This window comes from Acinetobacter sp. Z1, from assembly GCF_024296945.1.
Taxonomy (GTDB): Bacteria; Pseudomonadota; Gammaproteobacteria; order Pseudomonadales; family Moraxellaceae; genus Acinetobacter; species Acinetobacter beijerinckii.
Genome location: NZ_CP101115.1, coordinates 1,373,547 through 1,393,511 on the forward strand (window position 1 = coordinate 1,373,547; position 19,965 = coordinate 1,393,511).

Annotated in this window: 18 protein-coding genes; 15 read left to right on the plus strand and 3 right to left on the minus strand. The window is 39.4% G+C overall.

The genetic code is table 11. From position 1 onward, the window contains the following. The first annotated feature begins 58 nt into the window (after positions 1 to 58). From tsaE to NGC85_RS06485, 7 genes are all read left to right on the plus strand, one after another. Positions 59 to 535, plus strand: coding sequence for a tRNA (adenosine(37)-N6)-threonylcarbamoyltransferase complex ATPase subunit type 1 TsaE (gene tsaE, locus NGC85_RS06455; protein ID WP_254805245.1), 477 nt, complete (start codon positions 59 to 61; stop codon positions 533 to 535). Next, positions 525 to 2,483, plus strand: coding sequence for a DNA mismatch repair endonuclease MutL (gene mutL / locus NGC85_RS06460; RefSeq protein WP_254805246.1), 1,959 nt, complete (start codon positions 525 to 527; stop codon positions 2,481 to 2,483). The genes tsaE and mutL overlap by 11 nt, the downstream gene beginning before the upstream one ends. A 6-nt stretch (positions 2,484 to 2,489) precedes the next feature. Further along, positions 2,490 to 3,434, plus strand: a complete 945-nt coding sequence (gene miaA / locus NGC85_RS06465) for a tRNA (adenosine(37)-N6)-dimethylallyltransferase MiaA (protein ID WP_254805247.1) — start codon at positions 2,490 to 2,492, stop codon at positions 3,432 to 3,434. A 90-nt stretch (positions 3,435 to 3,524) separates the two neighbouring features. After that, on the plus strand, positions 3,525 to 4,043 hold the full coding sequence (gene hfq, locus NGC85_RS06470) for an RNA chaperone Hfq (protein WP_045503913.1): 519 nt from the start codon (positions 3,525 to 3,527) through the stop codon (positions 4,041 to 4,043). Between the two features lie 81 nt (positions 4,044 to 4,124). Then, positions 4,125 to 4,982, plus strand: a complete 858-nt coding sequence (locus tag NGC85_RS06475) for a DMT family transporter (RefSeq protein WP_254805248.1) — start codon at positions 4,125 to 4,127, stop codon at positions 4,980 to 4,982. Between the two features lie 33 nt (positions 4,983 to 5,015). After that, a complete protein-coding gene (locus tag NGC85_RS06480) occupies positions 5,016 to 5,612 on the plus strand; it encodes a TetR/AcrR family transcriptional regulator (protein WP_005062360.1) in 597 nt (198 codons plus the stop codon). 69 nt (positions 5,613 to 5,681) lie between these two features. Further along, the gene (locus tag NGC85_RS06485; RefSeq protein ID WP_169111104.1) at positions 5,682 to 6,290 is read left to right on the plus strand and encodes an NAD(P)H-dependent oxidoreductase; all 609 of its coding nucleotides are present in this window, start codon (positions 5,682 to 5,684) and stop codon (positions 6,288 to 6,290) included. A gap of 73 nt (positions 6,291 to 6,363) precedes the next feature. On the opposite strand, the gene nfsB is transcribed toward NGC85_RS06485, so the two are convergent. From nfsB to NGC85_RS06500, 3 genes are all read right to left on the minus strand, one after another. Then, the gene (gene nfsB, locus NGC85_RS06490) at positions 6,364 to 7,017 is read right to left on the minus strand and encodes an oxygen-insensitive NAD(P)H nitroreductase (protein WP_254805249.1); all 654 of its coding nucleotides are present in this window, start codon (positions 7,015 to 7,017) and stop codon (positions 6,364 to 6,366) included. A 208-nt stretch (positions 7,018 to 7,225) separates the two neighbouring features. Continuing rightward, a complete protein-coding gene (locus NGC85_RS06495; RefSeq protein WP_254805250.1) occupies positions 7,226 to 7,942 on the minus strand; it encodes a UDP-2,3-diacylglucosamine diphosphatase in 717 nt (238 codons plus the stop codon). Positions 7,943 to 8,043: 101 nt separating this feature from the next. Further along, the gene (locus NGC85_RS06500) at positions 8,044 to 8,553 is read right to left on the minus strand and encodes a peptidylprolyl isomerase (RefSeq protein WP_004661403.1); all 510 of its coding nucleotides are present in this window, start codon (positions 8,551 to 8,553) and stop codon (positions 8,044 to 8,046) included. A 166-nt stretch (positions 8,554 to 8,719) separates the two neighbouring features. Here NGC85_RS06500 and NGC85_RS06505 point away from each other — a divergent pair, with 166 nt between their 5' ends. The 8 genes from NGC85_RS06505 (at position 8,720) to NGC85_RS06540 (ending at position 19,954) form a co-directional block, all read left to right on the plus strand. Continuing rightward, on the plus strand, positions 8,720 to 10,441 hold the full coding sequence (locus tag NGC85_RS06505; RefSeq protein WP_254805251.1) for a glutamine--tRNA ligase/YqeY domain fusion protein: 1,722 nt from the start codon (positions 8,720 to 8,722) through the stop codon (positions 10,439 to 10,441). A 522-nt stretch (positions 10,442 to 10,963) separates the two neighbouring features. Then, entirely contained in the window at positions 10,964 to 11,485 is a 522-nt protein-coding gene (locus tag NGC85_RS06510; protein WP_254805252.1) for a sigma-70 family RNA polymerase sigma factor, read from the plus strand. After that, positions 11,486 to 12,493, plus strand: coding sequence for a FecR family protein (locus tag NGC85_RS06515; protein WP_254805253.1), 1,008 nt, complete (start codon positions 11,486 to 11,488; stop codon positions 12,491 to 12,493). A gap of 171 nt (positions 12,494 to 12,664) precedes the next feature. Next, a complete protein-coding gene (locus NGC85_RS06520) occupies positions 12,665 to 15,850 on the plus strand; it encodes a TonB-dependent receptor (RefSeq protein ID WP_302885537.1) in 3,186 nt (1,061 codons plus the stop codon). Positions 15,851 to 16,036: 186 nt separating this feature from the next. After that, positions 16,037 to 16,828 carry a Slam-dependent surface lipoprotein gene (locus NGC85_RS06525; RefSeq protein WP_254805254.1) on the plus strand — a complete coding sequence of 264 codons (792 nt, stop codon included), beginning with the start codon at positions 16,037 to 16,039 and terminating at the stop codon, positions 16,826 to 16,828. Positions 16,829 to 16,934: 106 nt separating this feature from the next. After that, positions 16,935 to 18,398 carry a surface lipoprotein assembly modifier gene (locus NGC85_RS06530; RefSeq protein WP_254805560.1) on the plus strand — a complete coding sequence of 488 codons (1,464 nt, stop codon included), beginning with the start codon at positions 16,935 to 16,937 and terminating at the stop codon, positions 18,396 to 18,398. A gap of 10 nt (positions 18,399 to 18,408) precedes the next feature. Beyond that, the gene (locus NGC85_RS06535; protein ID WP_254805255.1) at positions 18,409 to 19,329 is read left to right on the plus strand and encodes an energy transducer TonB; all 921 of its coding nucleotides are present in this window, start codon (positions 18,409 to 18,411) and stop codon (positions 19,327 to 19,329) included. A 25-nt stretch (positions 19,330 to 19,354) separates the two neighbouring features. Further along, positions 19,355 to 19,954, plus strand: a complete 600-nt coding sequence (locus tag NGC85_RS06540) for a biliverdin-producing heme oxygenase (RefSeq protein WP_254805561.1) — start codon at positions 19,355 to 19,357, stop codon at positions 19,952 to 19,954. Positions 19,955 to 19,965 lie beyond the last annotated feature (11 nt).

Consider the following 19,965-nt stretch of genomic DNA (forward strand, 5'->3'; position numbering starts at 1 on the left):
AGGCTTTAAAGCAGGGCAATGTTATCATAGCTGACATCCCAATTTTGTTTTATTTGCCATGTCGTATTCAGTGAAATTTACTCTAAATCATGAACAAGACACTCAACATTTTGCACAAGTACTTTCAAAGCAAGTACATTCAGGGATTATTTATTTAATCGGTGATTTAGGTGCTGGGAAAACAACTTTTACACGTTATTTTCTACAAAGCCTTGGACATCAAGGTTCAGTAAAAAGCCCAACTTATACCTTGGTTGAGCCGTACACCATACAAGGCAAAGAAATCTTCCATTTCGATTTATATCGCTTAAACGATCCATATGAACTTGAATTAATGGGAATTCGAGATTATCTAGATACACCTGACGGGCTTTTTTTATTTGAATGGCCGTCAAAAGGTGGTGATGAAATTCCGCAACCTGATGTTGTGATTGATATTCAAAAGTCTGATGATGAATTGATTCGATTAGTCACTTTAACTGTAAATTCAGAATTGCTAGCACAAACGTTGCAGGAACAATTGAATGGTGCATGATTCAAAGCGTCGTATTCATACTCTCGATGCTGCTTTAGCGAACCAAATTGCTGCGGGTGAGGTGATTGAGCGTCCCTCATCTGTAGTCAAAGAATTATTAGAAAACTCGATTGATGCTGGAGCGACTGAGCTGATTATTCGGGTGGCACAAGGTGGTTCGACATTAATTGAGATTATTGACAATGGTCAAGGTATTCATGCAGAAGATTTACCTTTGGCTGTGATGCGTCATGCCACTAGCAAAATTCAAACAGCTGAGGATTTACATGCAATTGTGAGTTTGGGGTTTCGAGGAGAAGCTTTAGCCTCGATTGCTGCGGTATCTCGTTTAACGTTAACCAGTAGCCAAGATGAACAAGGCGTAGGCTATCAAGTTGAAGTGAATGGAACGGCTTTTGATCACCAACAAATCCAAGCTGTTGCAGCGCAAAAAGGTACGCATATCCGTGTGCAGGATTTATTTTTCAATGTGCCAGCACGCCGTAAATTCTTAAAAAAACCAACCACAGAATTTAATCATATTGAAGAAATTGTCCGCCGTTTGGCTTTAACCCATTTCGATATTCGTTTTGTATTGGAGCATAATGATAATATTCGTTTAAACCTGCCTGTCGCTGATAGTGGTGAATTACGTTATCAGCGGGTGCAACAGTTATTGGGGCAGCAATTTATTCAAAATGCTTATTGGATTGATTCTGATAGTATCAATATGCGTTTGTCTGGATGGTTAGGGCATCCTTCAGATGCCCGTGCGCAAGCTGATATGCAATATGTTTATGTAAATGGTCGTATTGTCAAAGATAAAACCATTTCGCATGCTTTACGAATGGCTTATGACGGTATTTTGCATGGCCATCAACATTCTTCTTATCTCTTGTTTTTAGAAGTTGATCCTGAAAATATTGATGTGAATGTTCACCCAACTAAGCACGAAATTCGATTTTTAAATCAGCGTGAAGTACATGAGTTTGTACGTCATTATGCCAAAGCGACTTTGTCTCAATTTCAGACTGCGAGCGCAGATTTAGCTCAAGCCATGAAATCGGATGACAATAGTGCAGAAAATTCTAATCATCAGCCGCAACCTAAATATCAAGAACAATTTAATTTACACCGGGCTGCATTAGAGCAAGAACCAAAATTAAATCAGCAATTAGACGTATCAACAAATTTACTGGATGAGTTTCAAAAAAGTCGTCCTCAAGCAGTTCAATATCATTCAGCGCAACCACAACAGCCTCGTTATAATAATTCAGCTCAACTAAATAATGCTTTAAAAACCTATTTAGCACCTTTACGAGATGTAGAAATTCCTCAAAATACTGAAATAGACGATCAAGCTTTATCTTCTCGTGTAGATGAGTTTCCATTAGGTATTGCGATCGCTCAACTTCATGGTATTTATATTTTAGCCCAAAATACAGAGGGCTTAATTATTGTGGATATGCATGCGGCGCATGAGCGTATTTTGTTGCAGCAAATGAAAACTGCTTGGGATAAGCCAGAGTTTTGGACTTCACAGCAATTATTGATTCCGAAAATTGTATCAATTACCCGTATGCAAGCCACTCGTGTTGAAGATTTACAACCGCAGTTACAACGCTTGGGTTTGGAAATTGATCAATGTGGTGATGATCAGGTAATTGTACGCGGCGTGCCTGCTATTTTGCATAAAGCCGATTTTGGTAATTTAATTCCTGAACTATTAAATGATCTTGACCCCAATGATGAGGCGAGAGGCTTACTGCAAAAACGTGATGAATTGTTAGCAGGTATGGCATGTCATGGTGCAGTACGTGCTCATCGTCAACTTAGCCTTTCAGAAATGAATGCCTTATTACGTCAAATGGAACAAACCGAATTTGCGAGTCAATGTAACCATGGCCGTCCGACTTGGCGTGCTTTTCCATTAAATCAACTAGATAAATTATTTGCTCGAGGAGAGTAGTTTTACATGTCAAATCAATTGCCCGTCATCAATTTAATGGGGCCTACCGCAAGTGGTAAAACAGCATTGGCATGTGAACTCTATGAGCGCGGTAATTTTGAACTGATTTCTGTTGATTCAGCACTCGTCTATAAAGACATGGATATTGGAACAGCTAAACCTACACAGGAAGAACAAGCACTATATCCGCATCATTTGATTGATATTATTACACCTTTAGAAGTGTATTCAGCCGCACAATTTGTTGAAGATGTTTGTCCATTAATTGATGAAATGCATGCTCGTGGTAAAACCCCGATTTTAGTGGGAGGAACGATGCTGTATTTTAAATCTTTGTTGGAAGGTTTAGCCGATAATTTACCTAATGCTGATCAGACAATACGTGATGAAATAAATACGAAAGCTGAACAACAAGGCTGGCAAGCTGTGTATGATGAACTTGTTGCAGTTGATCCTATTGCAGGTCAAAAATTTAAAGTTTCTGATAAACAACGAATTATTCGCGCATTAGAGGTTTATAAAATAACGGGTCAGCCAATCACTACATTACAAGCTGAGCAACCAAAAAATCAGCCTTATCGTTACACATTTCATAACTACGCTTTGATGCCAGATCGGGTAGAATTACATCAACGCATAGAGCAAAGATTGAGCAAAATGTGGAGCATTGGTTTTTTAAATGAAGTGGAGGAGTTAATTAGAAAATACGATTTAGATGATAATTTACCATCCATGCGGTCTGTTGGTTATCGCCAAGCTTTAGAATTTTTATTAAAAAGTGACTTGAGTCTCAAAAGTAAATTAGAAATGGAGAATAAGTCGCTATTTGCGACACGACAACTTGCAAAGCGTCAATACACATGGTTACGTTCTTTGCAAGAATTACACGATTTTAAAACTTACGTGACGATAAAGCAGGCGAAAGAAGACTTGCGAAACTTCTTTGGATAAAGCAAAATTCGCAAACTGTCTTTTTATAATTTTTAGTTGAAAAATAAAGATAGTTTTTTTGCGCTGATTTAAAAATTTTTGGAGTTAAAAATGTCTAAAGGTCAAACTTTACAAGATCCGTTCTTAAATTCTCTCCGTAAAGAACGTATTCCAGTTTCTATTTTCCTTGTGAACGGTATTAAATTACAGGGTCATATTGAGTCTTTTGATCAATATGTTGTTTTATTAAAAAACACTGTAAGTCAAATGGTTTATAAACACGCGATTTCTACTGTTGTTCCTGCACGCAACCCTCGTCCAGCTGGTGCTCAAGGTACTGCTGGTGGCTTCCCAGCTCAAGGTACGACTGGTGGCTTCGGTGGTCAAGGTACGACTGGCGGCTTCGGTGGTCAAGGTGGCGGCTTCGGTGGTCAAGGTGGCTTCGGTGGTCAAGGTGGTGGCTTCGGTGGTCAAGGCGGCTTCGGTGGTCAAGGCGGCGGCTTCGGTGGTCAAGGCGGCTTCGGTGGTCAAGGTGGCGGCTTCGGTGGTCAAGGTGGCTTTGGTCATCAAGGTGGCTTCGATGGCGAAACTAAATTTGAAGATGGTCAAGAAGACGAAAATAATCGTTAATTGATTAATGATCTTTAAGAAAATGCCAGTCTCACGCTAGACTGGCATTTTTTTGTCTATTCAAAAGCTAGAATAAATATTATGGAAATGATTGTTGCGGCGGCGTGTTGTAGTGTATTGGTCTCGATTTTGCTTAAATACTTAAAGGCAAAGGGATTTGATGTTTTTCAAATGATTGCGTGGAATTATTTGAGCGCAAGTCTTTTATGTTTTTATTGGTTTAAAACCGATATTACGCATATCTCTTTGAATTATACCCCTTGGTGGTTAATTCTTATTTTAGCCGTGTTATTACCCAGCATATTTTTATGTTTGGCAAAGTCATTGCAGTTTGCAGGCATTCTGAAAACAGAAATTGCTCAGCGACTTGCAGTCATACTGTCGTTATTAGCTGCCTATTTTATTTTTGGGGAGCAATTTAGCCAATTAAAATTAATTGGTGCCGTACTAGGGATTATTGCAATTTTAGTGATTATTATCGGACAGGCCACTGAGCAGGCAAGTAAAGGCATGAATTTAAAATCAGCCTTATTTCTGTTTAGTGTATGGGCAGGTTATGCTGCTGTAGATATATTACTTAAATATAGTAGTAGTTTAGGTTTACAGTTTGCAGTCACACTGAATTTAACGTTTATTGCAGCCTTTATTTTATCCATCGCTTATATCGCAATTACTCAACCCAATTGGCAGCCTAAAAATATTTTTACAGGTTTATTTTTAGGTGTACTGAATTTTGCCAATATCGCCTTATATGTCAAAGCACATATGATTTTCAAAGAAACGCCAGCCATTGTTTTTGCTGGGATGAATATACTAGTGGTTATTCTAGGTGTATTAAGTGGTGTAATTTTATTCAAAGAACGTTTAAAAGCATATACATGGATTGGACTGATTAGTGGTGTAGTTGCAGTAATGTGTTTAGCCAAAGCAATGATGTAAAGCGATTTGGTTAAATTTGATGGAAGTAGAATTATGACGGGTAAGAGACTGACTAAAGAAGAGCGCAGACAACAATTGTTGCAAGTAGCCCGTTCAATTATTCGCACAGAGGGCGTAGAAGCTTTAACTCTTGGATATTTAGCAGAGCAAGCTGGTATTACTAAGCCAATAGCATATCGACATTTTATTGACCGAGAAGGGTTACTGATTTCAATTTATCAAGAGTTTAGTGACAAGCAGAAGCAGGACTTATCTACTTCCTTGGAACAAAATATTGCTAGTTTAGACCATACCATTCATATTTTCTGCAATGCTTGTTTGAATTATTATATCGCAACAGGTCCTGAAGTTGGTTTGGTCGTTGCTGCACTCTCTGGTACAGATCTGTTGCAAAACTATTTGCTGCAATGTCAGCAGGAGTTTATCGAAATTTTTAGACATAGCATTCATCCTTTTGTTTTTCTTGAAGGTCAAGAAGGTGAAGCTATCATCATTGCGATAACAGGTTTGATGGAAACAATTTGTGTGGCAGCGAGTAATGGTGTGATTGATGTCGAGATGGCACAGTGTGTTATGGAAAAATCAACTTTACTCATATTAAATGATTATTTAAATACTAGACAAAAATAACCAAGAACATTGCTTGCATAAGTTACTAATGGTAACTTATACATTATAATAACACTTGGAAGAAATCTCATGCCAATTTCTAAACAATATAAAAATGCTTTGATAGTCATAACGCATCCAGATACAGAGTCACTTTCTCACCAGATTGCACAGCATATTTCTAATGATTTAACTGGAAAGGGAATTTCAGTAGAAATTGCAGATTTGTATAAGGAAGGTTTTCAAGCTGCGATGATGCTTACCGATGTTGAAGCTTATCGTGGTCGTCAAGCTTTGGATGCTGATGTTCAATTTGAACAGACACGCTTTGATCGTGCGGATGTGGTCTATTTTATTTTTCCTGTGTATTGGTGGTCGATTCCTGCTTTCTTAAAGGGCTGGTTTGAACGTGTATTTAGTCAGGGCTGGGCCTATAAATATGATGAACAGGGGAATCTATTGGGGAGTCTAAAAAATATTCCAGTCAAACTGATTGCTACAGGAACAGGGGATAAAGCTGGTTACGATAAACATGGTTATACTCAGGCAATACAAACACAAATCGTAGAAGGTATATTTGGTTTTTGCGGGCTTCAGGATGTGCAAACATCAGTTCTTTATGGAGCAGATTTTATACAATCAGATGGTTTACAGGACTTTTTCAATCAATTAGATCAAGATGTTTTAGTGATAAAATAGCTCAGTTGTTGTTGATGGAATATGGCTGCAATCTTCTAATATTTTGCTTAGATTACAGCCATTTGCCTAAAATTTATAAACGCGTAAAAATGACGTCATCCGTCAAGCGTGATTTAGGAAGTTTTGCATTAAAGTCCGTTTCACTGCGATAACCAAGCGATACAATTACAGATGCTTTTAAGCCTTTTTCAGCTAAATCAAATTCTTGATTAATGAGGTCTCTATCAAATCCTTCCATTGGTGTTGCGTCGATTCCTTCTAGACCTGCAGCAAAAAGCAGTTGTCCAAGTGCTAGATAAGTTTGATTTTCCATCCATGCAGGAAGATTTTTCAATTCATTACGATAAAATTCAACATAGCCTTGGCGTGTGTCACGTTGACCTTGTTTGGCAGTTTCATCTTTAAAACGACCACTTAACTCATCTTGCTGTAATAATTGTTCTAAATATTCGGCAGAGATATCTGTACGTGTGCAAAAGATGATAGTGTGAGATGAATTGAGAACTTTGGCTGAGTTATAGATATAGTTGCCTGTTAAACCTGCTGCGATTCTTTGTTTTGCAGCGTCTGTTTCAGCGACAATAAAATGCCAAGGTTGAATATTTACCGAAGAAGGGCTGAAGCGTAGAATTTCCAGTAGTTTTTCAAATTGTGCATGAGGAATTTTTTTCTCTGCATCATAAGCTTTTGTCGCATAACGTGTTTTTGCTGTAGCTAAAGTATCCATCCGTCACTAACTCGATTTAAAATTTTAATTTATTTTACTTGATATAAATTTCACGAAAAGTAGCTAAATGTGATTTCTATATAGATTTAAGTCGTATGTGAGTGAGCTATGATCACTAAACCGACTGAAGGTTTAGCGAAGTAATAACAAATGTTTTATAAAATGGTTGAAGATGAAGAAACAGATAAGTACGACTATTCAATAATGATCAATAGAACCACTGTTTAAAATCTAATTGATCATTTTGTTGCTCATTGATCTCTAAAATCCAAGCTGAATCTGCACGCCAATCTCCCAAAACAATACGTTGTTTGTTGAGGATATGGTGAATCTCTGGACGATGGGTATGACCGTGAATTAAATAATCAACTTGTGTGATGACAGATTCTACTGCTTGAGCATTTACATCCATAATGTCATAGCTTTTCAGTTGTTTGGTTTCGCTACTTTTTTTACGGAAACCATTTGCAAGTTTTTGTCTAAAGCTGAGAGGGGTACGTTTTATTAGCCCTAATAAGATAGGATTACGAATCACTTTGCGAAAACGCTGATAAGCAACATCGTCAGTACAGAGTGCATCGCCATGTTCCAGTCGGAATCTATGCTGATGAATATTTAGGGTATAAACGTCAGGTAATAAAATCCCATCGAATTGCTTTAAGAATTTTCGACCCAAAGCAAAATCGCGATTACCCACTTGGAAGTAAATTCGATTGCCTGCGTCAGTGAATTTTTGTAAGGCAGTTATAATTTCATCTAACCATGGGGCAGTGTAATCATCACCAATCCAAGCATTAAACCAATCACCTAAAATATAGAGTTGTGTGTTTTTATCTTGATATTGTTCCAATAAAGCCAAAAACCCTCGAACGAGTCGAGGGTGATCAGGTGACAAATGTAGATCTGAGATAAACAGGTAGGTCACATTTTTATCCTTTTTTAATCTCCCTAAATCCCTCTTTAACAAAGAGGGATTTTCCTCCCTTTATAAGGGATTTGCGTAGCGATACTACTCAGGAGAGATTATTACTCAGAAATAATTTTAGCAGATTCAATCACAACGTTCTCTAAAGGAACATCTGCATGATAACCACGGTTACCAGTACGTACGCCTTTGATCGCTTCTACAATATCAAGACCTTCAACAACTTTACCAAATACTGCATAACCCCAGCCTTGTGCTGTTTTACCAGTGTGGTTTAAGAAAGAGTTGTTTTTTACGTTGATAAAGAATTGAGCAGATGCAGAGTGTGGAGCTTGAGTACGCGCCATTGCAATTGTGCCTTCATCGTTGCTTAAGCCGTTATCAGCTTCGTTTTCGATTGAATCACGCGTTGCTTTTTCTTTGAAGTTTTCATCCATGCCACCACCTTGGATCATAAAACCATCAATCACACGGTGGAAAATTACGCCGTCATAGAAACCGTCACGTACATATTCTAAGAAATTTGCAACCGTTTTTGGTGCTTTTTCAGCATTAAGCTCAAGAACAATACGACCTTTGTTGGTATTTAATTCGACTTGAGGAAAACTCATTACATTAATCTCCTAAACATGGTCTTGTGACCATGGGTTTTTGGTTGAGAGAAGCATAAGCAAACTGTAAACTACAAGGCAAGTAAAAAACGTTAAAATCTTTCATAAATAGTAAAGATTGCGTTTTTATTTCCCATTTTTAACTGTAAGAAGTGATTTACACCCTATGAAGCCAAATGATGTTGTTTCTGAACTGCCAAAGACCCCGACGCCGAATACCCATGCCTCTGTCGATGCCGCGCAGCAAGAACAACAGGCAGGCTTAGATTTTGTTCGTCAAGTGATTACCGACGATCTTAAAGAAGGGCGTACCCAAAAAGTAGTAACACGTTTCCCACCTGAACCAAATGGTTATCTGCATATTGGTCATGTCAAAGCAATTTGTTTAAACTTTGGTATTGCTGAAGAATTCGACGGCGTATGTAATTTACGTTTTGACGATACAAACCCAGATGCTGAAGAACAAGAATATGTTGATGGTATTGCCAACGATGTGAAATGGTTAGGTTTTAACTGGAATGGTGAGCCACGCTATGCTTCTGGCTATTTTGATCAACTTTATGCATGGGCTGTTCAATTAATTGAACAAGGTGATGCTTATGTTGATTTGCAAACCCCAGAAGAAATCAAGCTGAACCGCGGTAATTTCGTTGAGCCTGGTAAAAACTCGCCATACCGTGATGCAAATGTTGCAGAGAACCTTGCACGTTTTGAACAAATGCGTAATGGTGAAATCCAAGAAGGTGGTGCTGTACTGCGTGCCAAAATCGACATGGCAAGCCCGAATGTACATATGCGTGATCCGATTCTTTATCGCGTATTGCATTCAGAACATCACCAAACGGGCGATAAATGGAAAATGTACCCAATGTATGACTACGCTCATCCATTGTCTGATGCGATTGAAGGTATTTCCCATTCACTCTGTACTTTAGAATTCCAAGATCACCGTCCATTCTATGACTGGATTGTAGAGAAAGTACACTCGCAAGCTGTACCACGTCAGTACGAGTCTTCTCGTTTAAACATCGATTATACCATTACCTCTAAACGCAAATTGCGTAAATTGGTTGAAGGCAATCATGTACATGGCTGGGATGATCCGCGTATGCCAACAGTCGTTGGGATGCGTCGTCGTGGTTTTACTGCAGAAGGCTTACGCGATTTCTGTAAGCGAGTTGGTGTATCGAAAACGGATGGTATTGTTGATGTGGCAATGCTGGAGTTCTGTATTCGCCAGTCTTTGGAAAATACCGCAGCTCGTGGCATGGCAGTACTGAATCCGTTGAAAGTGACCTTAACCAATTTACCCGAAGAATTAGATTTAACTCACGCACGTCATCCAAACGTGGATATGGGCGAACGCATTATTCCCTTAACGCGTGAACTTTATATTGATCGTAAAGATTTTGAGGAAGTACCACCTAAAGGTTTTAAGCGTTTAATTCCTGAAGGCGAAGTACGTTTACGCCATGCTTATGTGATCAAATGCGATGAAGTGATCAAAAATGAAAATGGTGAAGTGGTTGAACTTAAATGTTCAATTGATCCTGAAACTTTAGGCAAAAATCCTGAAGGTCGTAAGGTAAAAGGTGTGATTCATTGGGTTTCTGCGACGAAAGGTGTACCTGCTGAAGTTCGTATTTACGATCGTTTATTTACCGAAGCTGCACCAGATGCAGATGATGATTTCTTAGCAAATCTTAATCCTGAATCATTGAAAGTGGTACAGGCGGTGATTGAACCAGCTTTAGCGCAAGCGAAACCTGAAGATCGTTTCCAGTTTGAACGTGAAGGTTACTTTGTTGCGGATCAACATGATCATCAAGCTGAAAAGCCTGTGTTCAACCGTATTCTTGATTTAAAAGATAGTTTTAAAGTCAAGTAGATTCAAAGTAAGACCGAACTATATTTGAATGTTGTTGTTATAAATTTCATTCAAATTGAAATCAGCCCAGTGTAAAAACTGGGCGGATTTTTTATGGGTTGATATGGTAAAAATAGAGAATGATAGAAATCAAAAGCATCATAGATAATATTAGATATGTATTAATTGAATGAAAGCTTTTTAAAAACTTAAGCATGAATCTAAATACCCACAAAATAGAATGTTAAAATTTAATAATTTCATTTTATTGTTTATTTGAAATGATTAAAAAAAAATATTGTGGCTTGTGTTTTGTATTAATGTTTTTTTATGTTTTTTTATGATTATTTGTACTTTTTGAATGAAACTCATTTTTTGATTTATGAAAGAGATTATTATTTTGGGCTGGGCTTTAATCTTAACAATCAAAGAGCTGAAAGATTTTTTATACCTAAAAATCTTTCAGCTAAGAAACTAATTATTGACTTTATTAAATGATAATTATTATCATTTGAGAAGTACTTTGTTTTGAGTCGGACGATCGTGAACAAATCCCCTATGCTTGTAGATCAATTATACAGAAACCATAGAGGCTGGCTTCATCAATGGTTGAGACAAAAAATAGGCAACACTGAGCAAGCCGCAGATCTGGTGCAGGACACCTTTATCAAATTACTGCAAACACGTGATGAGCTGTTGGGGATTAAAGAACCACGTGCTTATCTGACTTCTATTGCAAAAAACTTACTTATTGACCAGATACGTCGCAAACGCATTGAACAAGCTTATTTAGATGGCGTGAGCCAGATGGAATACATGCTGGATGCGGTTGCTTCACCAGAAGATCAAATGCAAATCATTCAGGCACTTGACCAACTTTGTAAAGCCTTGGAAGATGTTTCTGCAAAAGCACAACAAGCATTTATCTTGCATTATCTAGAAGGCTATACCCATAAAGAAATCGCAGAGCTACTGGGTGTTTCGACCAAAATGATTCAAAAATATCTGGCAAGTTGTTTAATACGCTGTTATCAAACCCGACTAGATATGGATGTCAGCATCTAAATGGCTATCGATAAACAAGATCACAATCAACTGGTCGAGGAAGCTGCATTATGGATTGTGCAATTAAGTTCAGATGATGAGTCGACCCGTGAGAATGCACAATTAAAATTTAATCAGTGGAAGCAGAACAGTCAGCAGCATCAAAAAATTGCAGCGGATATTGAACAGTGTATTCGCTCGATTCAAAAGGTGTCTCAAACACCACAGCATAAAAAAGTTGTTAAATCAGCACTCAAAGCAGGTTTTGGATCTGCAAAAATATATAAACATGCTCGTGCGGGAAGTGCATTTGCCATTGCATTCGTTATCATCAGCGGCAGTTCTCTATATGTATCTGATACTTCTATGGCCTATCTAAGCGCTGATGTTCGCAGCGATTCGGCACAGTGGACAACACAAACCTTACAAGATGGCTCTCGCTTAATTCTGCGGGGGAAAAGTGCAGTCAATATTGATTTTCAGGCAAAGCAAAGAGTGGTTGAATTGGTTCAAGGGCAACTCTATGTTGATGTTGCCAAAGATCCAGACCGACCATTTTTAGTCAAAACCAAACATGGACAGATTCAAGCACTTGGAACAGCTTTTAGTGTAGCTTTTAAGCCTTCAGCAACAGAGTTAAAAATGTTGCATTCGCGAGTCCGTGTACAGTCTACAGCGCATGGTTATGCAACTCAGCAGGTGATAGTCAATGCAGGGCAAGCCGTCAGTATGAATCAAAATGGCGTGCAATCATTACCCGCACTGAATATTTATAATGAACAACAAAAATGGAATAAACATCAATTGATGGTAGAGGATTTACCGCTTGACCAAGTATTAAAAGAATTAGATCAAAATTATAAAGGCAAAATCGTGTTTAATGCCGAAGCACTGCGAGATATCCAAGTGAATGCCGTGTTACCCTTAGACCAAACGCAAGATGCACTTAAATTATTAGCAACTGTATTTCCAACCCTAAAGGTACATCAAATCACACCATATCTCATTGTTATTTCATTAAAAAAATAGCCTGTATATTTATAATCAAATGAATATATTTTAAATTTTATTTATTTTTTTTTAAATTTAGGTTCCACTTTTTTTAAAGCTGTTCGTCAGAGTAAGTAGAAGCAATAAATTTGGAATCATTTTATTCCAAAAAGTTTAATGATTCTTATTTACATTTACTAGGGCGGCAAAATGAAAAACGTTGGAAAGGGTCAAATGCGTAATCGGAACTTATTTCGATTTTCAACACTCGCATTTGCGATACATACGGTTTGTATTGGTAGTCTGACTTTACCGTTACAATCGGCTTATGCAGAAACAGTTGGAATAAAAGCCTACAATATCCCAGCGGGAACCTTAGCCAATGTATTGAATCAATTTGCTGAACAATCGGGGACTTCAATTGCGATTGATGCACAACAATTAAAAGGGCAATACAGTTCAGGATTAAAAGGTAACTTTGAATTAGAGCAAGGTTTTCAGCATATTTTAGCATCTTCGGCACTCTATGCAGTCAAAGTCGGTCAAGGTTATACGCTGGCGAAAAAAACCACTCAAAATGCCAATACCACCACTGTTGCTGAGAATGCAGTGGTGAACAAGACTGCGTCTGTACCGACTCAGGATGATGAAGTTTCAGTTCGTTTGACCCCACTTGTTGTTTATGGTCAAGAAGATCGTGATACTCAGGGCAGCAACAGAGTTTATGACGCCAATCGCTCTTCAGTCTATGCAGGAAAAGACTATATTGAACGCTTTAAAGGCATCAATCCTGCCGATGTTTTACAAGGTATGGTTGGCGTTTATAGCGGTGATGCCCGAAATAGTGGCGCATTGGATCCGAGTGTTCGTGGTGTACAGGGTGTAGGTCGCGTTCCATTAACCATCGATGGCACTGAGCAGTCGATTGCAGTATGGCGCGGCTATAATGGCGTGAATAACCGAAATTACATCGATCCGAATCTGATTGCTGGCATTGAAGTTATTAAAGGGCCATCGTTAGAACGAAATACCACAACTTCAGTGGGTGGTGGTGTTGTGGTTAAGACCTTGGAAGCGGATGATATCGTTCGCCCAGGTAAAACATTCGGTGCAGAGTTAAAAGTTGAAGGTTCAACCAACTCTATTGACCCATCGCTTCCTGACATGAGCAAGGTTGGCAAGAATTATAATGATACAACCCCTTGGAACAATGTGGATGGTAAACAGTATGACCCTGATATTTATAAGAAGAACCGAACTAAAAATGATAACTCCAACTTCTCGGGGGATGATCTAGCAGGTCGACTTGCCTTGGCAATGAAGCAGGATAAATTTGATTTATTGGCAGTTTATGCTATTCGTGAACGTGGCAACTATTTTTCGGGTACGCATGGGTCGGGCTACTATAAACGGGCAGAACCAAGTAATAGTCTCGATTTTATTCCTTATTTTGCTCATTCCTATAAGCCAGGTGATGAAGTTCCCAATACCTCAAGTCAAATGGAGTCGTGGTTATTTAAAGCAAACTATCGACCAACTGATGACCAAGCCCTAAAATTGACCTATCGAGACACCAAAAATAGATTTGGTGAAATCATGCCTTCACGGATTGAATGGGGGCTAACACCTGAAATTGGTGTACCACAGTGGCCGCTCAGTGACATTCGTTCCAAAGCCTATAGCTTGGAGTATAAGTTCAAACCCGAAACGAATCAGTGGGTCGACTTCTATGCCAATATTTGGCAAACCGATACAGAAAGCCAAACCTATACACGCGGTGGTTGGCCAACGACGATTGATTTTCGGGACAATCGCATTATCAATACGGCAATTAGCCATTCTGACAACCGACGTCAGGGCATTAATATCAGCAATAAAGCCCTATTAACGGACCAACTTAATTTAACCCTAGGTGGCAGTTTCTTAAAAGAAAAACTGACTTCTGATGATGTCTATGGTGAATACGGTCCAATGTATAGTCTATTTCAGGCTTTACCACGAGCAGGCCGACGTGAAGAAAAAACCTTTGATTTTAATTTTAACTATCGTCCTGCCTCTTGGTTAAGTTTTGATGCGGGTATGCGCTATCGCTCATACTGGGCCTTTGATGATTTCTTAAATAAATCCTTGAGAGATGGGGTCGATCCTGCATTAAACCCATTATTTACCAAGAAAAGTAAACTCAAAGAATATAGCTTTGAATATGTGACGATGCCTGAGAGTTACAATGCTCAGCAGCAACGTCTGCTGGATCGGTTCTCACAACGTTATGCCACCAAAAATCCAGATTGGGATGGAAAGTTAGAAAGTGTACCTGCATCAGAAACACAGCTGTATAACCTGATTTGGACACAGAAAAATACACTCACGTGGAAGGCAGATGAAAATGGTCACTTGGCTTTGGCTGATAATGTATTAGATCGACTGAATGCCCTAGGTCAAAAATATGTGATTACTGGCAGTGGCAATCTTAGTCCTGCAGTGATTGAACAGGTTCCCATTGAGTCTGCTCAGAAAGTAAGAGACAGTGGCTGGGCACCTCAGCTCGGTGCATCCATTCATTTGACTGATAATAATCGGCTCTATGTACGTTATGCAGAAGAGTATCGCTTACCCAGCTTATTTGAAAGTACAGTCGGCTTTTCTGCGATGATGCCATATCAAGCGATTAAACCCGAACACGCGTTTAATTATGAAGTGGGTTATGTCTACGACATGCGTGACTGGTTAAGCTCAGCACGAAATGCCGATATTAAACTGGCGTATTACTACAACAAAACCAAAAACGTGATTGAGCGAAATCAAAACCTGATTTTCACCAATATGGATGAGCAAAAACTTTCCGGTCTAGAACTGCAAAGCCGTTTTGATAATGGTGCTTTCTTTACCGATTTAAGTTTGGCTTATAACCTCAAAAATGAAGTCTGTGACACCAATAGCGCCATCGATAAAATGATTAACAGCGGTACGGTACAAACAGATCAGGGGATTCAATTCCGTGATGCTTACCAACGTTGTGTCGATGATGGTTTTCCCAATGGTTACCTCGTCACCATGTCGACACCAGAACTCAGTGCACATGCCTTGTTAGGCGCACGTTTTCTAGATGAAAGATTAGAACTCGGTGCTCGTGCAACCTTCTACAAAGGCTATGAAAGTCCGCTACGTAAAAATAACGATGCAGGTATCAATAAAGGCTATTACCTCAACGTACCGCTGGCGTGGGATGATACTTGGATTTTTGATGCTTATGCACGCTATCAAGTCGACACCTATAACACGGTTGAATTTGTCGGAAATAACCTTTCAAACCAATTCTATATCGATCCTCTGACTCGAAGTGCAATGGCTGCACCAGGCCGCACGCTGAAAGTCAGCTGGACAACTAAGTTTTAACACAGAATTCAATTTCCTCTTTTAAAAAGAGGGAATTAGATGGATGTAAATAATAAATTTGAATGATTATTATTTACAAAATCAAGAGCAGTAATAGATCCAACTGTTCATACAACTAAATAGATAACGATATCGTTATCTTTATTGAAACAATAACTTAGCTTTAGAAAAATGGAGTAACAATAAATGAAAATCTCTCAACTGTTCATCGGTCTTGTTGCATGTTCTGCTGTATTTGCTCATGCAGGTATTGAAGGTGCTTCGAGTAACGAAGCAAATATCAAAGTCGGTGCGGCAGCAAGTGCTAGTCATCCGGGTGGTGCGGCTGCAGTTTCTGTGCAGGCGGCAGGTGCACCATATAACGCTTTTACTGGCTTTAGTTCACTCAAAGGTTTAGCGCAAGCATTCTCTGCGCAAGGCACAAGTAATACGAATGTCACTGTAGGTACCAAGACATTTAATATCTCGCACATTCCAGTATCGGCTATGCCGCCTTCACACAGTGCTTTAGGTAATTTTAATTTTGGTCAAGTCGGCACACAGGAAGTTTATTTCGGTGAATGGTGGAAAGCGGGTGATACACCTGCAAGCGCAAGTCATACGGTTTATTACGCGGGTGACAATACCAATACCACAGTACCCACTGCAGGGATTGCGACCTATACCGTTGCAGGGATTAACGGCTCAGCAGCCAATCTGTTAAGTGGTAATTTTACTGCAAACTTTGGTGCGGGGACTTTGGAAGGTTCATTAGCTGGAACAGGTACAACCGTTTCAAACGTAACACTTGACGGTGTGACGTTTAATCCAGGTTCTGCTGCGTTCAGCGGATTTGCAGTTGCAAATGGTACAGCTGGCTTAAATGACTCAGGTATTGTTCAAGGACATTTCTTTGGTGCAAATGCTGCTGCTTTAGCGGGTATCGCGAAATTTGACAATGTTTCTTATAACACTGCATTTGGCGGTGCGAAGAACTAATTATAGCGAAAGGAATCTACAACTGTAGATTCCTTTTTCTTGCTTAAGACTTAATGATTTTATTTTTTGTTTTGCGGTTTTTATGAAAAGAACATTGCTGTGCTGTCTGACTTTATTGGCTGCTTCATCACTCTATGCAGAAGATGATACTCAACTTCGCCTGAATCAAAGCTTGGATCAAAATTTATTACAACAACAGCACCAACTACAACAACAAGGCACAATTCGTGATATCGAGAAACTACCCAGTATTCTTATCAATGGCCAAATTTTTGCGGTAGAGAAAAATCAGGATGATTTGGCAAAAGCCCTATATTTAGCTGTCATGCAAAAACAATGGGGCAATGCTGCGGTTTATTTAAAGCATTATCAGCAATATGAAGGCTATGATCAGGCTTTAACTAATTTTGCTGAAGGGGCATTGGCACGTGCCCAAGGGCAGCTCAAATTAGCCGAGCAAAAATTTCAAAGCAGTCTCAATAAACAACCGAATAATCTGATTTGTGAACTAGAGTTAGCGCGCGTGCTGTTTGAACAGCAGAAGAACAAAGAAGCAGCACGCCTTTTTACATCAATTCAAAACAAATTGGGACAGAGTGATCGTGCGGTGATACCACCAGAAGTAGAACAAACGGTTAATCTGTTCGTCAAAGCGCTCAATCAGCGGGATTCATGGCAAGGCAGTGTCGCGATTGGTCCATCCTATGCCACAAATCTGAATAGTTCTTCTGAGCAAAGTAAAACTTGGACACTGTATGGGATGGATCAAGATGGAAACATTATTCCAGCTCATATGACCAGAGGGAGTCCGAAAGCAATTTCTGCAAAAGGCGTAGATTATGAAGCCAGTTTAATCAAACGCTTTTCTCTCTACGGCAATCATGGGATTTCCTTACGTGGGTTAGCTTATGGACAGTCTTATGATGATCATGCCGACTATAACGAATCCACTCTAAATATTAATGCAGGCTATAGCTTTTTCGATTTAAAAAATCAGATCAGCATTGCACCATTGTTTGAACATAAACGTTATGCAAATGACGGTTTATACAATGCATGGGGTGCACGTGCTGAATGGATGCGATTTATTGCCGCAGACAAAGCATTCAAGCTCGAAGCTGAAATCAAAGATCTGGATTATCAAAAATATAAAACATTAGATGGTAAAGAAAGCTCAGCGATGTTCACGTTTTGGAAGATTTTACCTAAGCAATGGACATTATTTAGTGGACTAGATGTGCTTGATCATGACACTCAAGAAAAATACATGGCGGCTTATCAGCAGCAAGGCATCCGTTTAGGACTCAGCAAGTCTTGGAATATTGGCTTGAATACCACCTTATTCAGTTCATATCGCTGGCGGCAATTTGATCGATATGTCGAGACATTTGCGACCCGCCGTCATGATTTTGAACAAAACTATACCTTTGTTGTGCAGATGCCCCGATTTAAATTTTACGGTGTGACGCCAAATCTGGCCTATCGTTATAACCACAACAGTAGCAATGTGGATTGGTTATATTCCTACGATAAACACAATGTCAGCTTGAAGCTTGAGCATCGTTTTTAAGGGGATGGCGATGAAATCAAAGCTCCAGTATCCAGCTTATGAGTTGACCTCAAAACCACCATCTGTTTTGGTTTTGGCACATTCCTATCATAAGTCGATCATTGTATTGCTGGTCATTGCACTGCATCTAATAGGATTATGGTTTCTGAGTCATTTTATTGAACCTTACACTTTGGCTACTTCACCGAAAGTAAATGCACTCAAGGTACGTTTTGTGTCCTTAGCACCATCAGAAAATCTATCTCCTCATACAACGGCTCAAAGTGCGATTGCTCAGCCACCCAAACAACAACACTTAAAAAAACAATCTGCACCTCGTGCTACGCAACAAAGTGCTGAGACCATCGAGCAAAAGATATTCACCAGTCAAAATGCAACAAATACGGTGCAAAACAAACAGCCGAATAAAAAAGATCACGCCGTCGCATCTCAATCAGCACAAACTATTGCAGTTCAGTCCGTAGAAAGCAAAGCGTTTAAACAACAGACACAGACGGATCAACAATCTACTGCGGTGAACGAAAATCAGCAAATGCATAAAGCGCAATCTGAAGAAAATCAATCACGCCCGGGTGGTGTAAAAACACCCGCAGCGCAACAAGAGCTAAGTCGAGCACCTGAAAGCCAAGTTCAGCATGATGAACTTGTACAAGTCAGTAGTGTCGATGTGCTCAGTTTTGGAAAGTTTAGCTACGATGATCGGGAGCTTAGGCAGCAAACTCGTATGGTGGAGTTACGTTTACGCATCAATGAAAACGGGCAGCCTATCGATATTCAATTAAAACAAAGTTCAGGTATTGCCAGTTTAGATGAACGCGTTCTAAACGCAGCCCGACAGTCCAAATTCAAACCCTACAAAGTCAATGGCCGAGCAGTGGCGATTGTCGTTGATTTCCCAGTGCAACTTAAACTCAGTCGGGACAGCCGATGAGCAATATTCTTTTTTCAGGAGAATGATAATGAACGCAGCAACAGAACAAATGGTCGCCAATAGCCTTGCTCAACGTCTCAAGCAAGAAACGGCAGCAGAGCATGAACGAATGCATCGCTTAATGGCTCAGGCAGATGTCTTTGCAAGCAAAGAAAAATATGCGCAATTCACTTTGTCTCAATATTATTTTCAGCAAGAAATTGAGCATCTTTTTGAACAAGAAGGTGTGGCTGGATTAATTCCAGATCTCGGTATTCGTGGTCGCTCTCAGCAAGCTTTTGAAGATTTACAAGATTTAGGTATTCAACCCGCAGGGCAGCCGTTGCAGAGTGCAGCGGTTAAATTACCAGAAGCTCTCGGCTGGATTTATGTCTCAGAAGGGTCAACCTTAGGCGCAGCTTTTTTATTTAAAGAAGCCCAAAAAAGTTTAGGTTTCTCTGAAACATTCGCGGCGCGTAATCTCGCGGCGTATCCAGAGGGACGCGCTAAGGTTTGGAAACGCTTTGTCCAAGCACTTGATGATGCTGACTTTGATCCTGTGTTACAGGATCGCGTGGTGCAAGGTGCTTTAGATGCTTTTGGCTATTTTGGAAATGCATTAATCCAGTTAGATGAGTTGAAATAAACAATTGGATT

Bases quoted from the DNA above. Each gene is read 5' to 3' on its own strand.
- tsaE (WP_254805245.1), top strand. From the start codon at position 59: ATGTCGTATTCAGTGAAATTTACTCTAAATCATGAACAAGACACTCAA.
- mutL (WP_254805246.1), top strand. From the start codon at position 525: ATGGTGCATGATTCAAAGCGTCGTATTCATACTCTCGATGCTGCTTTA.
- miaA (WP_254805247.1), top strand. From the start codon at position 2,490: ATGTCAAATCAATTGCCCGTCATCAATTTAATGGGGCCTACCGCAAGT.
- hfq (WP_045503913.1), top strand. From the start codon at position 3,525: ATGTCTAAAGGTCAAACTTTACAAGATCCGTTCTTAAATTCTCTCCGT.
- NGC85_RS06475 (WP_254805248.1), top strand. From the start codon at position 4,125: ATGGAAATGATTGTTGCGGCGGCGTGTTGTAGTGTATTGGTCTCGATT.
- NGC85_RS06480 (WP_005062360.1), top strand. From the start codon at position 5,016: ATGACGGGTAAGAGACTGACTAAAGAAGAGCGCAGACAACAATTGTTG.
- NGC85_RS06485 (WP_169111104.1), top strand. From the start codon at position 5,682: ATGCCAATTTCTAAACAATATAAAAATGCTTTGATAGTCATAACGCAT.
- nfsB (WP_254805249.1), bottom strand. From the start codon at position 7,017: ATGGATACTTTAGCTACAGCAAAAACACGTTATGCGACAAAAGCTTAT.
- NGC85_RS06500 (WP_004661403.1), bottom strand. From the start codon at position 8,553: ATGAGTTTTCCTCAAGTCGAATTAAATACCAACAAAGGTCGTATTGTT.
- NGC85_RS06505 (WP_254805251.1), top strand. From the start codon at position 8,720: ATGAAGCCAAATGATGTTGTTTCTGAACTGCCAAAGACCCCGACGCCG.
- NGC85_RS06515 (WP_254805253.1), top strand. From the start codon at position 11,486: ATGGCTATCGATAAACAAGATCACAATCAACTGGTCGAGGAAGCTGCA.
- NGC85_RS06520 (WP_302885537.1), top strand. From the start codon at position 12,665: ATGAAAAACGTTGGAAAGGGTCAAATGCGTAATCGGAACTTATTTCGA.
- NGC85_RS06525 (WP_254805254.1), top strand. From the start codon at position 16,037: ATGAAAATCTCTCAACTGTTCATCGGTCTTGTTGCATGTTCTGCTGTA.
- NGC85_RS06535 (WP_254805255.1), top strand. From the start codon at position 18,409: ATGAAATCAAAGCTCCAGTATCCAGCTTATGAGTTGACCTCAAAACCA.